Below are 18,351 nucleotides of genomic sequence, written 5' to 3'. Positions count from 1 at the left end.
CCGACGAGAACTATCTCAAACCGTCTTAACTTTACCAGACTAGATTGGGTAATGGGCAGATTACTAAGACGTACACGAATGACGGATTTGGACAACTAACGAATCTGCTTTAGTCGGCGGGCGGCTTGAGTAAGACTTTCACCTACGCGTATGATAATGGAGACAACATTACCAGCCGCAGCTACGGCACGACGAGCGGCACGTTCACGTACGACGAACTGGACCGGATCATCACCAGCTTGGAAGGCGCGGAGACGTACACGTACGACGGCAAAGGCAACCGCCTGACGCTGCAATCCAGCATCCAGATGCCGCATAAAGACAACGTGAACTACACGTATAACCAAGCGGAGCAGTTGAGCAGCGTGACGCGCAACCAAACATCCGTCAGCTACAAATACAATGGCGACGGCCTGATGACCGAGCGCAGCCTGACGAAAAACGGCCAAGCGACCACGACGCGTTACTACTACGACGGCGCGAACATCATCGCCGAAGGTACGGTGGCGGCAGATGGCAGCGTGACGTTTAAGGCTCGCTAAGTGCGCGGCGCGCAGTTGATCTATCGCGAAGACGCCAGCAACCAGAAAGCGTACTATCAGCACAACGGCCACGGCGACGTCACTGGACTGGTCAAAGCGGATGGCACGACGCTGAACAGTTACACCTACGATATCTGGGGCAACCCGCTGACTTCGAATGTCCAAGTTGAGAATCCATTTGGGTACTCGGGCGAGTTCTGGGATGAAGACACGGGTCTACAATACCTGAGAAGCCGTTGGTATGATCCGAGTATTGGGCGGTTTATTCAGGAGGATACGTTCGAAGGCTACGTGAATCGGCCAAGTAGTTTAAACCTTTACACGTATGTTGAGAACAACCCATTGAAGTATACCGATCCGAGTGGGCATGAGTGTCGGGAGGGAGCAGTAAGTGGTGGTGGAGGCGGCGGAGTAAGCATACCAACAAAGCCATCTACACCAGCAAAGTATAATGTGAAATCAGGCACGCCCCAAAACATGCCTTCAAGTAATAGCCCTAATGTAACTTTTTATCGAGCAGTAAGCCCTAACGAGTTTAAAGAGATACAAAGAACGGGCAAATTCAATCTGTTGCCTACTGGATTTAGTGAGAAGCAGTTTGGATATAATATTAATGAAGTGAAAAAGTTTACTGATTTTGATACGGATTATGCTGCCATTATACAGGTAAAGATGCCAAGATCAGAGTTCAATAAAATAAAAAATTCAAATGATAGTTTAGATCCTTATCTATTCAAAAGTGGAACTTTAAGTATTCCTGAAAGTGAACTAAATGCTTTTAATTTACTTGAAAAATGGATTTCTCGCGTTTATTGAAAGAGGTGCAAAATGCTTCTAATTGAGGCTGGAATTTATTTCGACAAGCCATCAGAAAATCCTGATGCCCTAAAAAATGATTTAGAAACGAAACATAAACTTAGAACGTCGTTTAACTTTGGTAATGACCAGTTATTCTCAGGGGATATTTTGGCAGCAGGAACAGAAAAAATAATTAATAGAGGAGAGAGATATAAGGCTTTTGTGAAAATGTTTACTATAGAAGAAGAAGCCTTTAGGAACATCAGCTATCTTATTCAAAGAGGGAATTCTTTTTTTATTCAAACTCCTTCTAGAGTAATTGGACGAGGAACAATTATCGATTATGTATATGAGGACTAAAAAGAACAAACAAGAGAACCGGCACACACCGGTTCTTTTTAAATTTTATAAATTATTAAACTGAACTAGAACTTACAGATACCAGAAACGTCTATCATTTATCGACTACGGATGACCTTCCTTTTCCTGTCGAACACTTTGAGATCAACCTAGAGACCGATCAGGCTAAGAAAGCAGAAGATTAAAACGATTATGAAACGAAGTTAAACGCTAACTCTTTTGAAAACAAAGCTCGTAATAAGCGATATTGCTTTAACGCAATCGAACTAAACAGACTCGTGCCCTTTAATCGGAAAAGGAGACTGTACAGCGCATATGAATAATCTATTTAAGTTTATGGCTGCATTGGCACCAAGCACGCTCTTATTGCTAATTTTATTTCAGCTTTTCCCCTATACAGGACTTGGAAGAATTCTGACTACTCCTTTGACGTATATGCTGAACACCGGAGTGATCGGGTTTGGATTTTTGATCGTGCATCTTCTTCGACATCGCTTTTCGATTGCGGTCTGGATTACCGTCGGGGTCGTTACTCTTTGTATTACCGTTTGGCTTTATCCTCAAGAAAACCAAGCACATATTATTGATCAGATTTCGGATGCGGTCGGGAACCGTCAAGAGTTTCTGTCTTTGACTCAAGAATTGCAAAAGAGAGGCCCCCATTTAGTTTGGACTTTGATTATCGGTATAACGGTCGGTTTGATCGGACGGTCTTTTTTGGCGAAAAATATTTCCGGAGGGTTGATAGCAAGTCTGCTCGCAGGCGTAATTGGTGCTCTGGTCGGGAATCATTTTTTCCAGTACATGGGTATGTATGGATGGTTCAGTCTGGTCTTTGCTTTTTTCGCGTCATGCGCATTGGTCTTCTTGGTAGATTCGATTGTTCGTTCGGCAAATTCTGCATCATGAAACTGGGAGGTTCGATTTTTCATCATGATCCAAGACGGACGATACTATTGAATTATTATATGAATCCTATTCCGCAAATTGAAAGAAAATCAGCGAGAACGAGCAAAAGAAATTTTGCAAAGCGTGATAATCAAAAACCCGACATACGGCCCGGGAATTGCTTCGCTTTTTGGATAGTGGAGAAAACAGTTGAAAGTAACAGCGTGAGAAAAAGGGGCAAACATCATGTTGGATACAGTTATTGGTTAAATAGGAGATATTTCTAATTATTAATATTAAGGAAAATCAAAACGATATAAATTCAGGCTTGGAGATAAAGTCTTATGGAGAAAGCTTTATTGATAATAGCTGCTCTGGTTATTCTGGTTCTTTCGGCAAAAGCATTTTTTTCGCCTCCCAAAACTAATGTTTACGGAACACAGTTGAATCCTGCGCGACAAAAAGTATTCGGCAAAATCTTTGGGAGCTTGGGTGCCGTTGTTGCGTTGGGCGGTTTGTATTTCATGCTTTTCAAATAATTAAAAAGGATATCTAACATGAATATTTTTAATGGAATCGACGAAGAACTGCAAAGATTCGGGCCCTGGGCCGGAATCGAGAACCAAGATGAATACGATCTGGATCAACTCCGTATCGCCGACATCTGTTTGTATTCCGGTTGGAATCGTCTTTTACATCTAACCAAACAAGCAGTGATGATTTTATCCAAAGAACATGAGCATAGAGAATTAACCGAAAAGGTTTTATTGGTCCTGGGGCTGGATCACGAGGACGGCGAAATTTTGGAAAAGTGTGAGGAACAACTTCAATCTGACGCTGCTTTGAATTTTACGAAGAATGGCGTAATCTATCCTTTCTCCGCAACCAGATGGCAAATCGCGGAGTTTATACGTCTGAAAAAGATGTCGTTTTGGACGATTACCTGCGGATTCTGCTGAAAGATCCAGATCAATACGTGCAGCGAAGGGCTTTGTTGGCGATGGCTGAACGGACTTCGTCTTCGGCTGCCGAATGCGCATGGAAAAGGATAACCGATGATGATTTTATGCTGCGATTGGTTTCGTTGAGAATTTTGGAAGAGCTGGTTTCTTCGCGATTGATCGAAGCGCTTGAGCTATTATCCAGCGATCCTCACCCGCTTGTTCGGCAAGAAGTCGAAAGCATCATCGGAAACGGATACGGAACACAACTAGATTGACCGAAATACTCAAATTGAAATTAACCGTTCTCAAGCGTTAAAGCCGACATACACGAACAAAGTGAAAAAGAAATAAATGATAAGTTGGACTATTGACGAAAGTTTGGTGTGTGCCGAAGAGCTAGACTCGCTGCAGGAATGGGAAAAGGAATGCTTGAACAAGTTTTTTGAAGGATAACACGAGAAAAGATATATATCCAGATGCGCGATCATTCGGAGAAAAGAAGATAACGGATACGAGCATTTTATGGCAAGGAGGTCACGATGTTAAAACCTGAATTGCATTCGTTCACGGTCGCTCACGAAAGTTGGGGCGGAAAAGCGGACGACTTTTTGATCCAGATCGAACTGGACATCGGAGCCTCGTCTATACAGGGGAGCGAGACGTTCACGATCACGGTCGTCAGTCCGACGAGACTGGAGAAGGCGCTGGAGTTGAACGAGACCGAATTCGGACGCGGCATGCTCATTACGAGAAATTACGATCTCTCCCGCGTCAGGTCTTCAATCGAGAAAAGGATTCAAACCTGTTCCGGAGAAACATGGGCGGAAATAGCTTCGAACTTATCGAAGTATTTTCGTTGGGAGTATGACTGATTTTTCGAAAAGTATTTTTATCTCCGAAAGGCGTTGGACGTATTGAAGGAGTCGATCGAAAGAGGTGTAACATCATGCTGCTGTTGGAAGCAACGATCTATTAGACACCCCTCCGCAAAATCCCAATGCTTTGACAAAAGATTTGGTAACCCAACATATTCTGAGGCCGGTGATCAATTTTGGGAACGATCTATTATTTTCAGGCGAAATTTGGACTCATAATGAAGTCGAGATTCTTTACAGAGGGAGAATATACGATGTTTTGATCCATATGTTTACGATCGAGGAAGAAGCATTTGGAGCGATCGGACATTTGGTCAAGGTAGGTCATTCTTTTTCTATCCAGGCAGGTACTCGGGTTGTCGGAAAAGGAACGATTTTGGATTATGTGTATGAATGAATCGAACACAAATAAGAAGCGATCGACAAATCGAATCCTACTCTACTATATGAAGGACATGAGCGATGAAAAACGAGTTGTTTGAACTGGTTTCGAAAAGCATACGTTATGGCTTGGACCCCGGGTTGGATATCGAGATCAACGATTTCCTTGCAGATCTCGATCAAGTCGAGAATTTTTTCGTTTCCGCGCACGAGTCGATGTACGTGATTCATATACAAATGAGAAAGTACAGCATCATGGAAGTTAATATCGTTTTTCATGACTTTTTACACGCATCAGGTCTTTGAAAATTCAATCGAGTATAAAATGATATCTGCCGCTAATTTTGAAGTCGGGTTTTGCTGCAAAATCAGATTTATGCAATCTTGATCAAAAGGATTGATGAATAACGATCCGAAATCTTGTTGAAACAAGTCACGAGTTTGTCTATGCCAGACATTTAGGCTCGTTGTGCTGAACCGAATTGCATCTTGTACAGTTGCTGACATTGAATCCGGAAGATCTTGAAGCCAAAGAGCAAATGCACAAAATCGTGCTTCCGGTGGAACTGCCAAGCGAGCCCAGCCCGAAAAGGAATAAACGATGAGGAGGATAAGAAGATGACCCTGAGCGATGAAGGACTCATGGCCTATTACATACACACCCTCAACCAATGCGGACTATTTTTGCTGGATGAAGAAGACATGTTAGTCGAGTACCGGCTTTTCGAAGAATTCGACACAGGCGCTCATACTTTTCTGCATCCTTCCAATCTGGAACGTCTGCACGCATCTGGCTATATCGATCAAGATACTGTGCGCAAAAGCTTGGAACTTCGCAGCAAAGTATTCGCGTTACAGAAAAATGGAGAATGGGACATCCAAGCATTCCGAAGCTCGCCGAATTGGCTGGAAGTTCTGCGGTTATGCGACGAGATCAAGTCTTCGAATCCTGTTTGGCCCCACCCGCCGAACGGTTAAGCGATACATAAGAGAGCCGGAAACATTTGCTTCTCCGTACTTGCCGCGGGAGGTGATCGGGTGAAAAAAGGATGGTTTAAAGCCGTCATGGCTGTATTCGCGTTCATGTTGCTGCTTGCGGTCGGGTGCAGGGAGGATGGGTTCCGCCATTCGCCCGATCCCGTGGAAGCTGCGGATACGCTGCGCTCCAAAGACTGGCGTCCGGTGCTGATCGGCAGCAGTTACGGGTACGCCAATAGAGATAACCGTCTGGTGCTGCCTCCTTTGTACGACGAAGCCGGATACTTTTCGGACGGGCTGGCTTCTGTGCGAATCGGCGACAAAACAGGGTATATCGATGCTTCCGGCAAACGCGTGATCTTCAAAAGCGGCAGCGACTTTCATGACGGACTGGCTGTTGTTGCGGAAAAGGACGATGAGCGAATCGCGGATGCAGGCGGAAATTGGAACTATATCAATACAAAAGGCGAAGTGGTGCTGCGTACGGACTTTTATAGAGCCTATTCGTTTTCGGAAGGATTGGCTCCGGTCATGCCAGACGAGTCGGGTCGCTTCGCGTTTATTGATCAAAGCGGGCATATCGTCATCGAAGGAGATTACGGGTACGCGGGTGATTTTCAGGAAGGATATGCGGTTGTGATGATCGGGCAAAAATGGGGCTTTATCGACAAAAAGGGTGAGAGGCTGACAGACTTTGTTTACGATGCGGCCCGCGATTTCGTCGAAGGCAAAGCGGCGGTTTTGACGGGCGATCAATGGGGATTTATCGACAAAGGTGGACGCGAAATCATCCCGCCGCAGTATGACGACGTCGGCCCGTTCAGCGAAGGCTTGGCGAAGTTCAAGTCGGGCGGAAAATGGGGCTTCGTCGATGCTTCCGGCAACACGCGGATCAGGCCGGACTTCATGTACGCCCGAAGCTTTTCGGAAGGACTGGCGGCGGTGCAGGACGTCAACGGTTTATGGGGATATATCGACGACAACGGTTCATACCGGCTCCGACCCCAATATGAAGCGGCTTTCGGCAGCGAGAATCACACGATGTTGGTCAAACGGCCGGGAGCGGCGGAATACGAGTATGTGGATCAGAGCGGCGACAAAGTACATTTTTGGAATGAAGAGTGAAGACACTCTATTGTTTAAAATCCTTAAAGGTATATTATAACAGACGGCCCGCTGTGAAATTACAGCGGGCATTTTAGAATTTCTTAGGCCTTTATCGAAATTCTATAATTCTGAATTAAAGAATTAATTCTAATAATTAGAATTTACTTTTAGGTATTAGATCCTTATAATGATTTATAAGATGAGTAATAGGAGGTTGATTATGGTCGCGATTAAACCGGTTAAGCAAAATTCAGCAAACTCTATTCTTCAAAGCAAGTTGAATCCGCAAAAAGAATATACGTTCCAAGATATCAAAAACATCTTGGTTGCAAGCTTCGATGAAATTAACGATAATCAATGCGCTGGTTTGATTCATCGGGCTCACAGTAAGGTTGAAGGCGTATTGGTAAAGAAAGAAAAACTTTATCGGTTGCGCGCAACTGCTGATTCGACAAACGAAGAAGATGGTCTAAGCCTGGCAAAAAGTATTTTAAAAGACGCTCTTCGCGAAATTGAACAAATTCCTAATAGTCATATTAAAAACGTAGATCAATTTAACGAGCTGACTAAGCTAAAGGAAGATGTCGGTAAAATCATTGAATCGTAAATGCGAATAAAAAAACAACCTAGCCCTGCCGAATGGTGGCGGAGAAAGGTTGATTTGTAAGTACTCACAAGCCCTGCACGATGGTGGCGAGGAAAATGAGTAAGTAAATTTGAATTTCTGTTTATATTATATCTTTAATATGTAAATTAAACAAGTTCATCATGATTAAACTCTTGAAGCACCTTAATTAAGTCAGGAGACTAAGCTGTGACCTATCATATATTTTTTGACGAATCGAATAAGCTGGATCAGAAAAGTGGAGGCTATTCTTATTACGGAGCATTAGGAATCGATGAATCTGTTTTAAATCGGATTTCAAAAGTGTTAGAGTCGATTATAGGGCCCGGGCAAGAACTTCATTTTGCGGAGTACAACAATGATCGAAAATTCGAGAAGTACTTTCGTTCGATTTTACTGACGATTGCTCAAGATATTCATGTCAATATCTTTTTGGTCAATAACGAAGATGCGAAAAAAATGGGCGATAGTATGGGAATTAACGAGAAGCAATTGAGACAGTTCTTTTACGTGAAAATTCCGGAAAGACTTTTCTACGGCGTTACACGCAACTTGGCTGGCGGAGAGCAAGTTTGTATTATATTGGACGAAAACAACGAGTACGAGACGCCGGAAATCAATCTGAATGAAAGTCTGCATCGGCAGATGAATGCACATTCTGCTTATCGAAAAAAAGGCTATCGGATTGAGTCCGTTATATCGCAGGAGTCTCACGAGTCTCTTTTGCTACAAATCATCGATGTCTTGATCGGCATGGTTGTGTTTTTGATTGAAGAGCAGTACAAAGAGACAATCTCAACGAAAGAACGCGATGTAAGAAGGGTAAAAGGAGATTTGGTTTATCGAATCTTGTTGGAACCGGATATGGCCGAGCATCTTCAATCCAAAATTAGACTATACGAATGGAATACAAACTCCTTAGAGCAAATTCTTCCGTTGAACTTAGGTGATTATTTATCTAAGTTTTTGGTTGAACAAACGCAATATGATTTATCCGAAATGCTAAAGCTACAACAAATCCGATGCGTAACTCCTTCTTTGACAACCAGAGAATTAAGAGAAGCCATGGGATATTCCAACTCAAGATTAAAAACCATACAAGGTTATCTGGACCAATTGAACGGAAAAAGTCGAAATCATTATTATACAAGCAAGTAAATATAAAACTCATTGATTTCAATGTAAAGCGACCGATTGCCTTGAACACGGGTAATCGGTCGCTTTTTTTCATCCATACTTACCCTTTCACCGCCCCCGCCACGACCCCTCGCACGATATACTTTTGCAGCAGGATAAACACGACGATCGACGGCAGGACCGCCATCACCATGGCCGTCATCGCGTACTGCCAGTCCGACGTGTACTGGCCGACGAAGGTGTAGGCGGCGAGCGTCAGCGTTTTGGTGGCGGGCGAGCCGTTGACCATCAGCAGCGGGAGCAGGAAGTCGTTCCAGATCCACATGACGTCGATGATGATGATGGTGGTCGTCACCGATTTGAGCAGCGGGAAAATGACGGAAAAGAACAACCGGAAACCGGAAGCCCCGTCGATCGTGGCGCTTTCGTCGATCTCGCGCGGGATGCCTTTGACGAAGCCGTGGTAGATAAAGATCGCGAGCGGCGCGCCGAAGCCCCAATATTGAATGCCGAGTCCCCAGGTGCTTTCGGACAGATGCAGCGTTTTGGCGATTTGCAGCACGGTGAGCATGATCGACTGGAACGGGATCAGCATCGGGATGATGCACAGCATGTAGATGACGCCGCTCATGCGCGAAGAGGTACGCGACAGCTTGTAAGCGGCAATCGACGAGAACAGCACGATACCGAGCAGCCCGATCACGGTAATGACGGTATTGTTCAGGAACAGCCTCGGATAATTGACGGCTTTCCAGACGTACGTATAATTTTCGAACGTAAACGACTGCGGCAAAGCGATCACGTCGCTCATCACTTCGGCGAAGCTTTTGAACGAGTTGATGACGGTCAGGATCAGCGGATACAGAAACAGGAGCGACAGCAGCACCATGCCGATTTCCAGCACCAGACGGCCGGGACGCACGCGTTTTTTCGGCGCGGCGGATAATGTTTTGGACATGTTAAGCTTCGACCTCCCTGCGTTTGAAAATGGACAGTTGCACGATCGTGATCAGCAGCACGGCGACGAACAGGATCAGCGCTTTGGCGGTGCCGTAGCCGTACAGATTGTTCTGGAACGTGTCGCGGTAGATGTCGTAAGCGACGCTGTACGTGGTGCCGCCCGGTCCGCCCGCGGTCAGGGACAAGATCACGTCGAACACTTTGATGGAGTTGGTCAGCGCCATGAACACGGAGATGGTGATCGACGGCGCCAGCAGCGGAAGCGTCACGCTGACGAAGCGCCGTACCGGACCCGCTCCGTCGACGGTGGCGGCTTCTTTCAGATCGCCGGGAATGGCTTGCAGCCCCGCGATATAAATCACCATGTAAAAGCCGACGGATTGCCAGATCGACACGCCGAGGATCGAGACGAACGCAAGTCCCGGCTCGCCGAGCCAACTCAGCGCGAACACATGCCAACCCGTGGAGTCGCCGAGCGATTCGAAGCCTTGCATGAAGATGAATTTCCAGATAAAGCCGACGATGACCAGACTGAGGATATACGGCACGAAGAATGCGGCCCGCAGCCAGTTCGTCGAACGAAGGCCCATATCGAGCACCAACGCCAGCGCGATCGCCAGCACGTTGACCAGCACGATGTACAGAATCATATACTTCAGCGTGAAAATGGCGGCGTTCGCGAAGTTGGCGTCCCCGCTGAAGATTTGGCGGAAGTTGTCCAGCCCGACGAACGTCGGGTTTTTGGCGATGCCGTTCCATTTGGTGAGTGAGTAGCGGACGGTCATCATGAACGGCACGTAAAAAGCGAAAGCGATACAGATCAGGGCAGGCAGGGTGAACAAGCCGAATTCGAGCTTTTCCCCGCGTTTTCTTCCCAGTTTGAACATGGCGCACCTCTTTTCCGGTAAACGGATGATCCGCGGCTTTTCAAAAAAGAGCGTTTACATTCCTGTTTGAAAAGGTATGGATTTTCCTGATGTTTGTATTATAGAATGGCGGTATTCCTCGCCAAATGGAGGAAAGAAAACTCTTGAGGGTAAAAAGGTGAACTGCCATGTCCAAGCGCTACCCGCTGTTTGCAACCGTTCGACGCAAGGCCGGCCGGCTCTGGAACGTGATGACCGGACGTCTGGCGTACAAGTTGTTCGTGCCTTTTACCACGATTGTTCTGCTGGTCGTCGCGTCGCTCAGCGTCGTCTCGGATCAACGGCTGCGCGGCGAAGCGATCCGGCACAGCATCGACGCGACGTCGAACAATCTGTTGTTGGTTAACCGTAACGTCAAAGATTACATGGACGGAATCGCGCAATTCACGCTGCCGCAGCTTCAGTACGACGACCTGATCCATGCCGTGCTGAACGAAGGGGACGATTATGCGTCGCGGATGTATTTGGAAAATTATTTGCGACGGATGTATTATTCGCGCAGCGATCTGGCAGGGTTGGAATTGTATATCGTGAGCGAGGGGAAGACGTATTCGTTGACCCGGGAAGCGTATAATATCTCGATCCGCGCTTCGACCGATGCCGGAACGGCCGACACCGATTGGTACAAGTTGCTGCTGAAGCGGCCGGATAATCAGTTGTATCGCTCTTTGCTCGGCGCGGCGGAAAACGGAGCGTCGTCGCGAACTCAACCGGAAGCCGAATCGGACGCGGACGTCGGCCGATCCGGCAGCGCGGCTTACGCGGAACGGGCTTTGGCGTACCACCGCGTGCTGCGTTCGATCGCGTCGCGCCAACCGCAGGCGGTGTTGACGGTGTACGTCAACCCGTCCGCGCTGGACACGATCGTGCACGATACGCCGCTGGAAGACGGAGAGCATCTGCTGTTGTTCGGCGCGGACGGCGATCCGTATTACACGGACGACGAAGCTTTTTACCGGGAAGCGAAAGGAAACGGATTGCAGCAGGCGCTGGAACGGGCTGCTTCCGGTCCCGCCGATTGGAAGTCGGGGCGCGAAGATTATCTGCTGATGACCGACGAATCGGCAGGAGGAACCTGGACGCTGGCGAAGCCGATGCCGTACAGCCGGATCTACGAAGCGGCGGACGCGGCGCGGGAATGGAACACGCTGATCGGGGCGGGCTTCGTGGTGCTGTCGGCGCTGCTAGTCGCGTTCGTGTCGGGCGCGATTACGCGGCCGCTGGCGCGCCTGGCGCAGCGGATGAACCGGTTCAGCGGCGGGGACTTCGAGACGCAGGCTCCCGTGCGCGGGCATGACGAAATATCGCATTTGACCCGGCATTTCAACGACATGGTGCAGCGGACGAACGAATTGATCAACGAGCGTTACCGGATGAAGCTCGTCGAGCAAAGCGCGATCTTGAAAGCGCTTGAAGCGGAGCTGAATCCCCATTTCCTGTACAATGCGCTGCAAGCGATCTCGACCCAGGCGCTGCGCGGCGGGCGGCTGGATATCGCGGATATGGTCGACGATCTCGCCCAGTCGCTGCGGTATTGCATTGGGGGGAGCGATATCGTGCCGGCGAGCGACGAACTGCGGCATATCGAACGTTATCTGTCGCTGCAAAAAGCGCGGTTCGGCAGCCGTTTGCGCGTGGAATATGCGTGGCACGAATCGCTGCTCAACCTGCGAATCCCTCGTTTGTCCGTGCAATCGCTGGTCGAAAACTCGATCAAGCACGCGCTGGAACGGGTGAAAAACACGGTCACGATCATGATTCAGGCCGAGCGTACGGAAAACGGGGCGGTGGTCACGGTCAGCGACGACGGTCCCGGCATCGACCCGGTGCGCCTCAAAGAAGTGCTCGATTATCTGGAACGTCCTTTTACGGAGCGGGAAGGCGGGCATATCGGGCTGCAAAACCTGCATACGCGCCTGAAAATCCTGTACGGCGAACAAGCCGGACTCGCGATCGAGACGGGCGGGCAAGGCACGTCCTTGATTCTCCATATTCCGCAAGGAGGCGAAGAAAATGTATAGCGTACTCATTCTGGACGACGAAGAACCGCTGCGCGAAGCCATACGGATACTCGGCAGTTGGGACGTGCTCGGCATCGGGCATATTTACGAAGCGACCGACGGCGAAGAAGGATTGGTGCTGTTGCGGGAACACCGGATCGACCTGGCGATGATCGACATGAAGATGCCGGGGATGGACGGCAGCGAATTTTTGCGGCGATTGGAAAAAGACTACCCGGACGTGCTGAGCGTGGTCATCAGCGGGTACAACGACTTCGAATACACGCGCCAGGCGATCCGTTCGCATGCGCTCGATTATTTGCTCAAGCCGGTTAACCGGCATAGCCTGAACGAGGTGCTGCAACGGGCCGTCGAGGAGCTGAACGCACGCCGGAAAAAAGCGGAGGAGCTGCTGCGCCGAGGCCGCACGCTCAACGTTTCGCTGCCGAAGCTGCGCGAGAACGTGTATCTGTCGATCGTTCGGCGCAGCTTCAACGAAAGCCGGGAAGCCGATACGCTGGCGATGATCGGCGCTTCCGGGGAATCGCCGAAGCTGCATATGGCAGCGTCGCTGCGGCTGCTCAATCTGGATCGGGTACGGCGAAGCCGGTTCTACGGGGATACCGGCTTGCTGCACGCGGCGATCGCCAACGTGATCCGCGATTGCGCGCCGGAAGGCATGGAGTGTTTCGGTTTCGCCGATCCGGCTTCGCATCGCGAGATGATCGTCGTGATCCGATCGCTGTCCGACCCGGGCAAAAGCGCGGACGGGCCGCTGGAATACCGGGCCGAGATTTATTTGCGAAAACTGCTGCCGACGCTGGATCGGTTGTTCGGACTGCGGACGATCGCCGGATACGGGGGAGGATCGGCCGTGCTGGCGGAGTTGGCGGATTCTTACGATCAGGCCCGGCGCGCGGCGGGTCAGATCAATCTGCTGCGGCTTGGCGAAACCGGATACGGCGTGTCGTCGGCGAAAAGCGGCGAAAGCCGTCGGGGGAACGGCGCCGGATTCGCTTTGCCGGAATCGGCAGCGTTCGCCGCCGCATGGGCGCGAATCGCGGCGGCTGCCGGGAGCGGGGCGCCCGCACAGGCGCAGCGCATCGCCGAAGACGCGATCGTCGAGTTGAAAGCGGGCGGTTATCTGGCGTTGGAAGAAGCACAGCGGCTGCTGGGTGAGACGAAAGTCGCGTTGGGCTGTGCCGAAAAACAAGCCGGAAGCGCGGAGCAGACTGAGTCGGCGGACAGCCTGGCTCCAGCTTTTTCGCTGTCTGCGAAGCAGGCGGACGCGGCGAGCGGCGACACGGAAGAAGGCGACCTCGTAGACGTGTCCCAATGGGAACAGCGCATTCTGGAAGTCGTGGAGCAATGCTGCCGACAGGCGCGCCAAGCCGACCGCACCGGGGCTTCTTTTCATATCAGCGATATTCGCGCCTATATTGACCGGCATTACTTCGAAGAGATCAAAATCTCGATGTTCACGGAAAAATATTTCCTTAGCCGCGAGTACCTGATGAAGCTGTTCAAGCAGGAATACGGCGTCGGCATTCACGAGTACACCCAGAAGCTGCGAATGGAAAAGGCAAGGGTGCTGCTCGGCGAGGAAACGCTGAAGATTCAGGAGATTTCGGATATGCTCGGGTACAACGACAAAAATTATTTCAGCAAAGCGTTCCGCAATTATTACGGCGTGTCGCCGTCGGAGTATCGAAGCGGGGCGGGCGAACGGACCGACGGGAAAGCCGGTTTGCCGGGCGGCAGATAATCGGGCGGGGAAGCCGATCTGCCCGCCGATCCGATAGACGCCGGACGAAGCGGTCGCGCAGGTCGTGCCGTCCACTTTTTTACCCCTAACAGGCCGCTTATGTGCATTCTGCCGATAACGGGCCGTGGCCTACAATAGCGGTAACGGGCGCTGCGGTCGTTTTTCGCCGAACTTTTCCGACATGCGGCATCAGCTCCACTTTTCGAAAACAGGGGGTACGACGATGTTCAAAAAAATGTTTGCCCTGCCGGCGGTGCTGCTGCTCGGCACGTCTTTGCTGGCGGGTTGCGGAAGCAGTCCGGCCGCCGATACGGGATCGACGGGATCGACCGAAGAAGCGGCTGCGGATCAACCGGTCACGATCAACATGTTCACCGCTTCGCCGGAGTACACGGATGCGTTCAACGCCTATATCGAAGAGTATAAAAAGGTCAAACCGAACGTCACCATCAATCTCGAAATCATGCAGGCCGATTACAATACCGTCCTCAAATCGCGGATCGCCGCAGGCAGCACGCCGGACGTGTTCCAGACGACGGCGGGCGGCGACATCGACACGTACGCCGATTACAGCGCCGATCTGACGAACGAACCGCTGGCCGCCGCCATGACCGATGCCGTACGCGCCAATATGAGTTCGACCGACGGCAAGGTGCTCGGGCTTCCGGTCAAAGGCAATCTGTTCGCCCTGATCTACAACAAAGACCTGTTCGAGCAAGCCGGAATCACCGAACCGCCGAAAACGACCGCCGAAATGGACGACGCGATCGCCAAGCTCGAAGCCAAAGGGATCACGCCTTTTGCGAACGCTTACAAAGAGTGGTGGGTGTGGAAGCACATCTTCCAGCATTACGTGGACGCGGCCGCCGACGATGCGGGCATCTCCGCGCAGGAGCTGGTAAACAAATTCATCAAAGGCGAGACAACGTTCAGCGAATACCCGCTGCTTGAAAACAACTTCTTCGCCTTTATCGACACGACGATCGCGCACGGAACGGACAAACCGCTCGAACGCGATAGCAACGCCGAAGTCAGCGATTTCGCGTCCGGCAAAGCGGCCATGATGACCGGCAAAGGCGCATGGGACGAAGAAGCGATCATGAAGATCAACCCGGACTTCAAGATCGGCATCATGGGCTATCCGGTGAGCGACAAAGCCGAGCAATCCCAGATCATCACCGGAGCCGACCAGGCGCTGCGGATCAACAAAGATTCGGCCGTCGCGCCGCAAACCATCGAATTCTTCAACTGGCTCTACACGTCGGACTACGGCAAAAACTGGTTCTCCCAAGTCGCCAAAGTCATTCCGCCGATCAAAGACGCTCCGCTGCCGGATCTGCAAATGCCGAAAGAAATGGACGAAATCCTGAAAACCGAAAAATCCGGCGATCTGTCCGTCAACTATTCGCTGGATACGTTCCACCAGAAATTCGGCGAGATCATGCAAGCGTATATCGGCAAAAACAAAACGAAAGAGCAAGCGATCGAAGAAATTCAGCAAGCGTGGATTCAGTTGGGATCTTCGCAGTAATAAAAAAGCCCTTCGACGAAAACGTCTATCTCGCTCTGAGCGAGGACGTTTCCGATCGAGGGCTTTTTGACGCGTTTAGGGTTGTACAAATAAATCCCGCTTCCGTTCTGTGCGCCGTAGTAGCGGAAATAGCGACCGTCTCGATACAGATCGCGAACGCGTTCGATATTCTCGTCGTTCGCACGCTTATGAATCTGTTCGTCGTTAAACGGATTCGGGATATTCAAAGTACGATACTGCTCGTAAATCCGCCCAATATCGATGATCGCCAAAAGTCAGTCCTCCTTCGGCTGATGCTCCGTGCCCCACTCACATAACCCTTCCATCAGCGGCATCAGCTGTTCCGCTTTGGCGGTCAGCCTATATTCGACCTTCGGAGGAATCTGCGGGTATTCTTTGCGCTGCACCATGCCGTCGGCTTCCAGTTCTTTGAGCTGCGCGCTCAGCGTTTTGTACGTGATGACTCCGATTTGCCGCTTCAAGTCGTTGAACCGTACCGGAGGATTTTCCGCCAAAAGGTACAGGATGACCATCTTCCATTTGCCGCCGATCACGGACAGCGTGTAGCCGAAAGGGGTGTCCTGAATATGCTTCACTTTGCCTTTGTAGGCTTCCATGCTCATGGTATGCACTATCCTTTCCGACAGTATCTATCTTTAAAGTGCGTACTGTTTTTTCGCTCGCGTTCATTTTACAGTAAGGGGACTTCGAAAGAAAAGGGGATACGAACATGACGAGAAAAACGCTGCGCGTGCTGATGCCTCAATGGCAGGGCGGGGATAATCCGAATTACACCTTCGGTGCGGAACTATTGGCCTGGCTGGCGCCGGAAAACGACCAACCGCTGGTGCGGGTGCCGGTTCGGGAATACGACGGCGTGCCGCTTACGAGCGATAACGGGATCCACGGACGAAAAGAACTGCTGGAACAACTGGACGCGGCGGACCATCTGATTCACGCGCACCGGCCGGACCGCGTCGTGATGTTCGGCGGGGATTGTCTGGTGGAGCAGGCGCCTTTCGCTTACTTGAATGAACGGTATGAAGGGAAATTAGGTTTGATTTGGATCGACGCGCACAGCGATTTGGTGCAGATCGACGGATATGACCGGGGCCACACGCTGCCGCTCGGCAATCTGCTCGGGGAAGGCGACGCGGAATTCGCGAAACGGGTGAAGATGCCGTTGAAGCCGGAAAATGTGTTTATCGCGGGATTGTCGGAGCCGACGGCGGAAGAAGGGGCGGTGATCGGGGAAGCGTTCGAACGGCTCGGGATTTCGATGAAAGAAACGGATGCGGAGATGATCCAGCGGTTGGGTATTCGTACGTTGAACGCTCAAGAGACGGCGGTCGGAACGGAGTCGATCCGGGCGTGGATAAGCGAGAGTGGCATCAAGCATCTGGCGATTCACGTTGATCTGGACGTGCTCGATCCGCAGGAGTTCCGCTCGCTGTTGTTCGCTAAACCCAATGATCCCTACACATACTCGCCGCCGGGCCGGTTGAAGTTCGCGCGTCTCGCCGAGCTGCTGCGCGAACTGTCGGAAGAGACGGACGTGGTGGGGTTAGGCTTTACGGAACATACGCCGTGGGATGCGATTCATTTGAAAAAGATGTTGGCGGAGATTCCGATATTGAACGGGTAAACGCAAAAGCGCTTGGAGTAGAAAAAAGATACGTTTGCGCGTCTTTAAGACGAGGCAGACGTATCTTTTTTGTGGACGGGGGCGAATTTAGCTTACGATAAATTCTTTGGTGAATTCGGGTTTTTCTTTGAACATTTGCAATAGTCTTTTGGAAGGGCCGTTAGGAATACTGCGACCGGATTCCCAAGCTTCGATTGTTTTCACGGATACGCCAAGTACGCTAGCAAATGCGGCAGCGGAAAGATGGGTTTCTTCACGAATAGATTTGATCTCCCCTTCGGATAATTCCGGAAGGGATTTGAAGGTCAAGTTTCGTAAAGTTCCTTTTGTCGAATCGCCTTTTGCGAATTCAATACCTTCGTGCAGACTTTCTTTCAATGAATTAAATAAAGATTTATCCATTTTGGTTACCTCCATAATGAGTTTTAAGCTGGTCGACTAACTGTTTGAGTTCGTTCGTCTCGTGTTTAGTCAAGGTATCCGAAACGTTTTTGCTGTAAACGACTAGCAGAATCACAAGATGCTCTTGTTCGATATCCAAATAAATGATCCGATAGGCTCCACTTTTGCCCGAGTTCTTTGTGGATGGAGAAAATCTGAATTTTCTTAGTCCGCCAGTTCCTTGAATAACAGGTGCACGCTTTGAATCTTCAAGCAATAAAAGCTCCAATTCAAGCAACTCTACATCAGTAAATTTTAAACTTTTCCAGGTTGAGATGAAATTCTGCAATTCTACAAATCTGCGTGTTAAACCTTCCGCTTCGAGTAGATGCCGCATTTTATAACCTCTTTTATTAAATATAAGTTCATTATACCCTATTCGTTAGGGCATGTCTTCAAACCTCGACGGAAGCAGATTTTGCCGAATTTTTGTGCTGAACAAGGAACT

At 49.9% G+C, this 18,351-nt stretch carries 23 protein-coding genes; 17 read left to right on the top strand and 6 right to left on the bottom strand.

The genetic code is table 11. The annotated features are described in order from the left end of the window. Positions 1 to 125 precede the first annotated feature (125 nt). From WKI47_RS03095 to WKI47_RS03035, 13 genes are all read left to right on the top strand, one after another. Positions 126 to 542 (top strand): hypothetical protein, encoded by a 417-nt coding sequence (locus WKI47_RS03095; RefSeq protein ID WP_340225729.1) that lies wholly within the window; start codon positions 126 to 128, stop codon positions 540 to 542. A 15-nt stretch (positions 543 to 557) separates the two neighbouring features. After that, positions 558 to 1,358, top strand: a complete 801-nt coding sequence (locus WKI47_RS03090) for an RHS repeat-associated core domain-containing protein (RefSeq protein WP_340225728.1) — start codon at positions 558 to 560, stop codon at positions 1,356 to 1,358. 12 nt (positions 1,359 to 1,370) lie between these two features. Continuing rightward, entirely contained in the window at positions 1,371 to 1,700 is a 330-nt protein-coding gene (locus tag WKI47_RS03085; RefSeq protein WP_340225727.1) for a hypothetical protein, read from the top strand. Between the two features lie 315 nt (positions 1,701 to 2,015). Further along, complete coding sequence (locus WKI47_RS03080; RefSeq protein ID WP_340225726.1) at positions 2,016 to 2,609, top strand: GlsB/YeaQ/YmgE family stress response membrane protein; 594 nt, start codon at positions 2,016 to 2,018, stop codon at positions 2,607 to 2,609. Positions 2,610 to 2,932: 323 nt separating this feature from the next. Then, entirely contained in the window at positions 2,933 to 3,127 is a 195-nt protein-coding gene (locus WKI47_RS03075) for a hypothetical protein (protein ID WP_340225725.1), read from the top strand. An 18-nt stretch (positions 3,128 to 3,145) separates the two neighbouring features. After that, positions 3,146 to 3,547: a hypothetical protein gene (locus WKI47_RS03070; RefSeq protein WP_340225724.1), complete on the top strand. Its 402-nt coding sequence runs from the start codon at positions 3,146 to 3,148 to the stop codon at positions 3,545 to 3,547. After that, on the top strand, positions 3,520 to 3,807 hold the full coding sequence (locus WKI47_RS03065) for a HEAT repeat domain-containing protein (RefSeq protein WP_340225723.1): 288 nt from the start codon (positions 3,520 to 3,522) through the stop codon (positions 3,805 to 3,807). Before WKI47_RS03070 ends, WKI47_RS03065 begins: the two co-directional genes overlap by 28 nt. Before the next feature lie 264 nt (positions 3,808 to 4,071). Next, on the top strand, positions 4,072 to 4,404 hold the full coding sequence (locus tag WKI47_RS03060; protein WP_340225722.1) for an Imm8 family immunity protein: 333 nt from the start codon (positions 4,072 to 4,074) through the stop codon (positions 4,402 to 4,404). A gap of 262 nt (positions 4,405 to 4,666) precedes the next feature. Next, entirely contained in the window at positions 4,667 to 4,804 is a 138-nt protein-coding gene (locus WKI47_RS03055) for a hypothetical protein (protein WP_340225721.1), read from the top strand. 602 nt (positions 4,805 to 5,406) lie between these two features. After that, positions 5,407 to 5,766, top strand: a complete 360-nt coding sequence (locus WKI47_RS03050; protein WP_340225720.1) for a hypothetical protein — start codon at positions 5,407 to 5,409, stop codon at positions 5,764 to 5,766. Between the two features lie 60 nt (positions 5,767 to 5,826). Then, a complete protein-coding gene (locus tag WKI47_RS03045; protein ID WP_340225719.1) occupies positions 5,827 to 6,891 on the top strand; it encodes a WG repeat-containing protein in 1,065 nt (354 codons plus the stop codon). Between the two features lie 202 nt (positions 6,892 to 7,093). Further along, positions 7,094 to 7,480, top strand: a complete 387-nt coding sequence (locus WKI47_RS03040) for a hypothetical protein (RefSeq protein WP_340225718.1) — start codon at positions 7,094 to 7,096, stop codon at positions 7,478 to 7,480. 207 nt (positions 7,481 to 7,687) lie between these two features. Continuing rightward, on the top strand, positions 7,688 to 8,656 hold the full coding sequence (locus tag WKI47_RS03035; protein WP_340225717.1) for a DUF3800 domain-containing protein: 969 nt from the start codon (positions 7,688 to 7,690) through the stop codon (positions 8,654 to 8,656). A gap of 79 nt (positions 8,657 to 8,735) precedes the next feature. Here WKI47_RS03035 and WKI47_RS03030 read toward each other — a convergent pair whose 3' ends face one another. Both WKI47_RS03030 and WKI47_RS03025 read right to left on the bottom strand, forming a co-directional pair. Next, entirely contained in the window at positions 8,736 to 9,593 is an 858-nt protein-coding gene (locus tag WKI47_RS03030) for a carbohydrate ABC transporter permease (RefSeq protein WP_340225716.1), read from the bottom strand. A 1-nt stretch (position 9,594) separates the two neighbouring features. Further along, positions 9,595 to 10,482 (bottom strand): sugar ABC transporter permease, encoded by an 888-nt coding sequence (locus WKI47_RS03025; protein ID WP_340225715.1) that lies wholly within the window; start codon positions 10,480 to 10,482, stop codon positions 9,595 to 9,597. Positions 10,483 to 10,649: 167 nt separating this feature from the next. On the opposite strand from WKI47_RS03025, the gene WKI47_RS03020 reads away from it, so the two are divergent. The 3 genes from WKI47_RS03020 to WKI47_RS03010 all read left to right on the top strand — a co-directional run bounded on the left by WKI47_RS03020 (position 10,650) and on the right by WKI47_RS03010 (position 15,817). Beyond that, on the top strand, positions 10,650 to 12,542 hold the full coding sequence (locus WKI47_RS03020) for a sensor histidine kinase (protein WP_340225714.1): 1,893 nt from the start codon (positions 10,650 to 10,652) through the stop codon (positions 12,540 to 12,542). After that, complete coding sequence (locus WKI47_RS03015; protein ID WP_340225713.1) at positions 12,535 to 14,286, top strand: response regulator transcription factor; 1,752 nt, start codon at positions 12,535 to 12,537, stop codon at positions 14,284 to 14,286. Before WKI47_RS03020 ends, WKI47_RS03015 begins: the two co-directional genes overlap by 8 nt. A 223-nt stretch (positions 14,287 to 14,509) precedes the next feature. Continuing rightward, complete coding sequence (locus tag WKI47_RS03010; RefSeq protein ID WP_340225712.1) at positions 14,510 to 15,817, top strand: ABC transporter substrate-binding protein; 1,308 nt, start codon at positions 14,510 to 14,512, stop codon at positions 15,815 to 15,817. Here WKI47_RS03010 and WKI47_RS03005 read toward each other — a convergent pair. Then, the gene (locus tag WKI47_RS03005; protein WP_340225711.1) at positions 15,796 to 16,089 is read right to left on the bottom strand and encodes a hypothetical protein; all 294 of its coding nucleotides are present in this window, start codon (positions 16,087 to 16,089) and stop codon (positions 15,796 to 15,798) included. The genes WKI47_RS03010 and WKI47_RS03005 overlap by 22 nt on opposite strands. Positions 16,090 to 16,092: 3 nt before the next feature. Next, entirely contained in the window at positions 16,093 to 16,440 is a 348-nt protein-coding gene (locus tag WKI47_RS03000) for a helix-turn-helix domain-containing protein (protein ID WP_340225710.1), read from the bottom strand. Positions 16,441 to 16,547: 107 nt separating this feature from the next. Here WKI47_RS03000 and WKI47_RS02995 point away from each other — a divergent pair, with 107 nt between their 5' ends. Then, entirely contained in the window at positions 16,548 to 17,462 is a 915-nt protein-coding gene (locus WKI47_RS02995) for an arginase family protein (protein ID WP_340225709.1), read from the top strand. 87 nt (positions 17,463 to 17,549) lie between these two features. Here the strand turns inward: WKI47_RS02995 and WKI47_RS02990 are convergent, their stop codons facing one another. Beyond that, positions 17,550 to 17,864, bottom strand: coding sequence for a helix-turn-helix domain-containing protein (locus WKI47_RS02990; protein ID WP_340225708.1), 315 nt, complete (start codon positions 17,862 to 17,864; stop codon positions 17,550 to 17,552). Then, positions 17,857 to 18,240 carry a hypothetical protein gene (locus WKI47_RS02985; protein ID WP_340225707.1) on the bottom strand — a complete coding sequence of 128 codons (384 nt, stop codon included), beginning with the start codon at positions 18,238 to 18,240 and terminating at the stop codon, positions 17,857 to 17,859. Before WKI47_RS02985 ends, WKI47_RS02990 begins: the two co-directional genes overlap by 8 nt. Positions 18,241 to 18,351 lie beyond the last annotated feature (111 nt).

It is taken from the genome of Saccharibacillus sacchari, from assembly GCF_037722395.1.
Taxonomy (GTDB): domain Bacteria; phylum Bacillota; class Bacilli; order Paenibacillales; family Paenibacillaceae; genus Saccharibacillus; species Saccharibacillus sacchari_A.
This window is presented reverse-complemented; position numbering and strand designations above follow the sequence as displayed.

Bases quoted from the DNA above. Each gene is read 5' to 3' on its own strand.
- WKI47_RS03080 (WP_340225726.1), top strand. From the start codon at position 2,016: ATGAATAATCTATTTAAGTTTATGGCTGCATTGGCACCAAGCACGCTC.
- WKI47_RS03075 (WP_340225725.1), top strand. From the start codon at position 2,933: ATGGAGAAAGCTTTATTGATAATAGCTGCTCTGGTTATTCTGGTTCTT.
- WKI47_RS03070 (WP_340225724.1), top strand. From the start codon at position 3,146: ATGAATATTTTTAATGGAATCGACGAAGAACTGCAAAGATTCGGGCCC.
- WKI47_RS02990 (WP_340225708.1), bottom strand. From the start codon at position 17,864: ATGGATAAATCTTTATTTAATTCATTGAAAGAAAGTCTGCACGAAGGT.
- WKI47_RS03010 (WP_340225712.1), top strand. From the start codon at position 14,510: ATGTTCAAAAAAATGTTTGCCCTGCCGGCGGTGCTGCTGCTCGGCACG.
- WKI47_RS03015 (WP_340225713.1), top strand. From the start codon at position 12,535: ATGTATAGCGTACTCATTCTGGACGACGAAGAACCGCTGCGCGAAGCC.
- WKI47_RS03040 (WP_340225718.1), top strand. From the start codon at position 7,094: ATGGTCGCGATTAAACCGGTTAAGCAAAATTCAGCAAACTCTATTCTT.
- WKI47_RS02995 (WP_340225709.1), top strand. From the start codon at position 16,548: ATGACGAGAAAAACGCTGCGCGTGCTGATGCCTCAATGGCAGGGCGGG.
- WKI47_RS03050 (WP_340225720.1), top strand. From the start codon at position 5,407: ATGACCCTGAGCGATGAAGGACTCATGGCCTATTACATACACACCCTC.
- WKI47_RS03060 (WP_340225722.1), top strand. From the start codon at position 4,072: ATGTTAAAACCTGAATTGCATTCGTTCACGGTCGCTCACGAAAGTTGG.
- WKI47_RS03085 (WP_340225727.1), top strand. From the start codon at position 1,371: ATGCTTCTAATTGAGGCTGGAATTTATTTCGACAAGCCATCAGAAAAT.
- WKI47_RS03025 (WP_340225715.1), bottom strand. From the start codon at position 10,482: ATGTTCAAACTGGGAAGAAAACGCGGGGAAAAGCTCGAATTCGGCTTG.
- WKI47_RS03020 (WP_340225714.1), top strand. From the start codon at position 10,650: ATGTCCAAGCGCTACCCGCTGTTTGCAACCGTTCGACGCAAGGCCGGC.
- WKI47_RS03000 (WP_340225710.1), bottom strand. From the start codon at position 16,440: ATGAGCATGGAAGCCTACAAAGGCAAAGTGAAGCATATTCAGGACACC.
- WKI47_RS03030 (WP_340225716.1), bottom strand. From the start codon at position 9,593: ATGTCCAAAACATTATCCGCCGCGCCGAAAAAACGCGTGCGTCCCGGC.
- WKI47_RS02985 (WP_340225707.1), bottom strand. From the start codon at position 18,240: ATGCGGCATCTACTCGAAGCGGAAGGTTTAACACGCAGATTTGTAGAA.